Below are 4,649 nucleotides of genomic sequence, written 5' to 3'. Positions count from 1 at the left end.
TCACCGCACAACCGCCGGATATACGCCACCTCGCCTTGGCCACAAGAGCTTCGCGGCTTCTTGCCCGCTCGCCCTGCTCGGCAGCGCCTCGTATCCGATTCTTGTTCATCGGCTCACGGTTTACGCTTCACGCTTCCTCCCCACGGTCAGTCGCCCTTCCGCAGTTGCGCTTCACTTCGCTCGCTGTGGCCAGCTCACGGGAGGACTTGCACCTCCAGGAGTGCGCCCGTGCCGGGCGCACAAAAAAGCGGCCCCAAAAGGGGCCGCAAACAATGGCAGGAGGACACAGACGCAATCTGTTGGGGTCCGGTCGGAGGGGCCGGACCGTGTTCAGTTGACACCTCCCTGTGTCACCTCGCCTCGTCTACTGACTTCTCAGCCAGTTCGGGTCTCGCCCGGCCTCAGAAGAAGCCCAGCGGGTTGGTGTCGTAGCTGATCAGCATGTTCTTGGTCTGCTGATAGTGTTCGAGCGCCATTTTGTGGGTCTCGCGGCCAACACCGGACTTCTTGTAGCCGCCGAAGGCCGCACCCGCCGGGTAGGCGTGGTAGCAGTTCATCCACACCCGACCGGCCTGGATACCACGGCCCATCCGGTACTGACGGTTGGTGTCGCGGGTCCAGACGCCGGCGCCCAGGCCGAACTCGGTGTCGTTGGCGATGGCCAGCGCTTCCGCTTCGTCCTTGAAGGTGGTGACACCCACTACCGGGCCGAAGATCTCTTCCTGGAAGACGCGCATCTTGTTGTCGCCCTTGAACAGGGTCGGCTGGATGTAGAAGCCGTTGTTGAACTCGACGTCCAGTTCCTCGCGGCCACCGCCGGTCAGTACTTCAGCGCCTTCCTGTTTGCCGATTTCCAGGTAGGACATGATCTTGTCGAACTGTTCCTTACTGGCCTGGGCGCCCACCTGCACGTCGGTATCCAGCGGGTTGCCGCGCTTGATCGACTTGGTGCGCTCGATGACCTTGGCCATGAAGGCGTCGTACATGTCTTCCTGCACCAGCGCCCGGGACGGACAGGTACAGACTTCGCCCTGGTTGAAGAACGCCAGCACCACACCCTCGACGCACTTGTCGATGAATTCCGGCTCGGCGTCCATGACGTCGGAGAAGTAGATGTTCGGCGACTTGCCGCCCAGCTCGACGGTGGACGGAATGATGTTCTCGGCGGCGCACTTCATGATGTGCGAGCCGACCGGCGTGGAGCCGGTGAACGCAATCTTGGCGATGCGCTTGCTGGTGGCCAGCGCCTGGCCGGCTTCGCTGCCGAAGCCGTTGACGACGTTGATCACGCCCGGCGGCAGCAGGTCGCCGATCAGTTCCATCACAACCAGGATGGAGGCCGGGGTCTGCTCGGCAGGCTTGAGCACGGTGCAGTTACCGGCGGCCAGGCACGGCGCCAGTTTCCAGGCGGCCATCAGGATCGGAAAGTTCCAGGGGATGATCTGGCCCACGACACCCAGCGGCTCGTGGAAATGGTAGGCGATGGTGTTGCCGTCGATTTCGCCCATATGGCCTTCCTGGGCGCGGATGCAGCCGGCGAAGTAGCGGAAATGATCCACCGCCAGCGGGATGTCGGCATTCAGGGTCTCGCGGACCGCCTTGCCGTTGTCCCAGGTTTCCGCCACGGCCAGCAGTTCAACGTTCTGCTCCAGGCGGTCGGCGATCTTCAAAAGGATATTGGAGCGCTCGGTGGCCGATGTCTGCCCCCAGGCCGGCGCGGCCTTATGGGCGGCATCCAGCGCCAGGTCGATGTCTTCCGCGGTGGAACGCGGGATTTCACAGATCACATCACCGGTAACCGGGGTGATGTTCTCGAAATACTGCCCTTTCACCGGGGCGACCCATTCGCCACCGATGTAGTTTTCATAGCGGGGTTTAAAGGAGACGACGGAGCCTTCCTTACCAGGTTGAGCGTAAATCATGATAGTGACCTCTCTTGTTATATGGTCGCGACCGCACTTGGACCGCATGAGGCGAATCCTGCGTCTACGATTTCACTCTAGCCAGCACCTGTTGGCCACGAAATGGTTCCTTCGATGCGTCCATCTCGTTATTTGGTAGTAGGAAAAAATCGGCATAAGTTCAAATAAAAAAGGGCTCCATCGGAGCCCTTCTCATAAGTGCCAGGCCCAAGACCCGGCATACGTGGCCTGGCGGTTATCCCGGACTTTATTACGGGTCGTTAACGACTCGCCGCCCGGGATTCGTCACCGGCCACCGCGATAGATCAGCGGCTGGCCACGTTGTCGTTCGGCAGTTTGAAAGTCCAGACCGTACCGCCCTGGTTGAAGTCCTTCACCACCTTGGCCACTTCGCCGCCCCACAGCGGGACCGCGCCGCCCCAGCCGGTGGTGATGGAGACGTACTGCTCGCCACCCATCTTCCAGGTGATCGGCGTGCCGACGATGCCGGTACCGGTGTTGAACTTGTACAGTTCCTTGCCGGTACGGGCGTCAAACGCCTTGAAGTAGCCTTCCGGCGTACCGGTGAACACCAGGTTGCCGGCGGTGGTCATGACACCACCCCACAGCGGCGCGGTGTTCTCGTAGCGCCAGACTTCCTTGCCGGTCTTGGGATCCATCGCCCGCAGTACACCGATGTAGTCATCGTGCGCCGGCTTGATGGTGAACCCGGCACCCAGGTAAGCCGCGCCTTTCTTGTAGGAGACCGGCTCGTTCCAGATGTCCATGGACCACTCGTTGGACGGCACGTAGAACAGTTCGGTGTTCGGGTTGTAGGCGATCGGCATCCAGTTCTTGCCGCCGAGGAAGGCCGGCTGGGCCACCACCACTTTGCCCTTCTCGCCCTTCATGTCGGCCGGATCGCCCGGGCGACCGTTGTCGGCGTAGATCGGACGGCCGTTCTCATCCAGGCCCTTGGCCCAGGTGATCTTGTCCACGAACGGGAAGCCGCGGATGAAGTCGCCGTTCTCGCGGTTCAGCACGTACATGAAGCCGTTCCGGTCCGCGGTGGCGGCGGCCTTGATGGTCTTGCCGTTTTCCTTCAGGTCGAAGGAGACCAGCTCGTTGACGCCGTCATAATCCCAGCCGTCGTGCGGAGTGGTCTGGAAGTGCCACTTGATGCTGCCGTCGTCCGGGTCGATCGCCAGACGGGAGGAGGAGAACAGGTTGTCGCCCGGACGCAGGTGCGAGTTCCACGGGGCCGGGTTACCGGTGCCGAAGAACAGGCTGTCGGTTTCCGGATCGTAGGTGCCGCCGAGCCAGGGCGCCGCGCCGCCGTTCTTCCACATGTCACCGGGCCAGGTCTTGCCGGGCGCGCCGCCGGAGATGCCGTTCTCGATCTTCTTGCCGTCCTTGTAGACGTAGCCCATGTGACCTTCCACGGTCGGGCGGGTCCACAGGATTTCGCCGGTGTTCGGGTCGTAGGCTTCGACCTTGCCGACGATACCGAACTCACCGCCGGACACGCCGGTGATCAGCTTGCCCTTGACGATGATCGGCGCCGCGGTGATGGAGTAGCCGGCCTGATAGTCGGCCACTTTCTTGATCCACACCACCTTGCCGGTGTCCTTGTTCAGGGCGACCAGCTTGGCGTCCAGCGTGCCGAAGATCACCTTGTCGCCGTACAGGGCCACGCCCCGGTTGACCACGTCACAGCAGGGCATGATGCCGTCCGGCAGGCGGGCGTCGTACTGCCAGATTTCGTCGCCCGTCTTGGCGTCGATGGCGTACACGCGGGAATAGGAGGCGGAGACGTACATGACGCCGTCTTTCACCAGCGGCTGGGATTCCTGGCCGCGCTGTTTTTCACCGCCAAAGGAGAACGCCCATACCGGCTGCAGTTGCTTGACGTTCTCGGTGGACAGGTCGTTCATCGGGCTGTAACGCTGGCCCTGCAGACCCATCCCGTAAGTCACCACATCGTCGACCGTATCCTGGTCATTCATCAGGTCGTCATCGGTGACGCCGGCGGCCTGGACACTCCATGAAACAGCCAGCGCCAGCGCACTGGCGGCAAACTGTTTTCCGAATCGTGTTGCATACATGGTTGCGCTCTCCCATTACTCTTGTTGTCAGATTCAGCAACGAACCGGGAACTCTTCCCGCCTCTCCTGACATTCTTGGATTTGGCAACCTGTGCAACAATTGACCCGCAGACCAAGTTATCTCATCACTTGGTAGTAAGACCCGGTTGGTTGGGGCGGCCCGGAAGCTGGAGCTTGGCCGCCTCCCCCTCTCCCTGTTCAACCGGAGCATGGGTAACACTTTGAACCGGCAACATGGGTTACACCCAATCCCCACATGCCCCGGGGCCCTACCGGGCCCTCCGAAGCTGAAGCATCGGCTACATGCCCGACCGATAAAACTTCAATCGGGTAGGTTGGGCTGACGCAGGAAGCCCAACAATAAGCGGGCACCGGACGTTCCCGTTATCGCGGGCATGCTTGGAGCATGGGTCTCAAAAACCGGCTTGGCCGGTATTGAATGGGATAGGTCGCAAACCCGGTTTGTTGGGCTTCCTGCGTCAGCCCAACCTACGTCCACGGCGCCTTTGCAGCATTCTAACCCGGATTTCTCACAGGGCATAAAAGAAAGCGGCTGAAAGTGTTAAGGTTTCAAGACCTTACCCAAGAAACCAACACCAACAGCCGCTTCCAAAATGGTACCTGAAAAACTGACCTTCACGCC

The 4,649-nt window shown here is 61.1% G+C and carries 2 protein-coding genes; both read right to left on the bottom strand.

Going from position 1 to position 4,649, the window contains the following annotated elements:
• Positions 1–401: 401 nt before the first annotated feature.
• Positions 402–1,922 (bottom strand): aldehyde dehydrogenase family protein, encoded by a 1,521-nt coding sequence (locus tag EB809_RS20770; RefSeq protein ID WP_123636768.1) that lies wholly within the window; start codon positions 1,920–1,922, stop codon positions 402–404.
• A gap of 305 nt (positions 1,923–2,227) precedes the next feature.
• Positions 2,228–4,006 (bottom strand): PQQ-dependent methanol/ethanol family dehydrogenase, encoded by a 1,779-nt coding sequence (locus tag EB809_RS20765; protein ID WP_123636767.1) that lies wholly within the window; start codon positions 4,004–4,006, stop codon positions 2,228–2,230.
• Positions 4,007–4,649: the final 643 nt, after the last annotated feature.

The sequence above is a fragment of the Marinobacter sp. R17 genome (assembly GCF_003789045.1).
Classification (GTDB): Bacteria; Pseudomonadota; Gammaproteobacteria; order Pseudomonadales; family Oleiphilaceae; genus Marinobacter_A; species Marinobacter_A mangrovi.
The sequence above is the reverse complement of the archived record's forward strand: the minus strand, read 5'-3'. Positions and strand labels throughout refer to the sequence as shown.

Coding starts and splice junctions, on each gene's coding strand:
- EB809_RS20770 (WP_123636768.1), bottom strand. CDS start 1,922: ATGATTTACGCTCAACCTGGTAAGGAAGGCTCCGTCGTCTCCTTTAAA.
- EB809_RS20765 (WP_123636767.1), bottom strand. CDS start 4,006: ATGTATGCAACACGATTCGGAAAACAGTTTGCCGCCAGTGCGCTGGCG.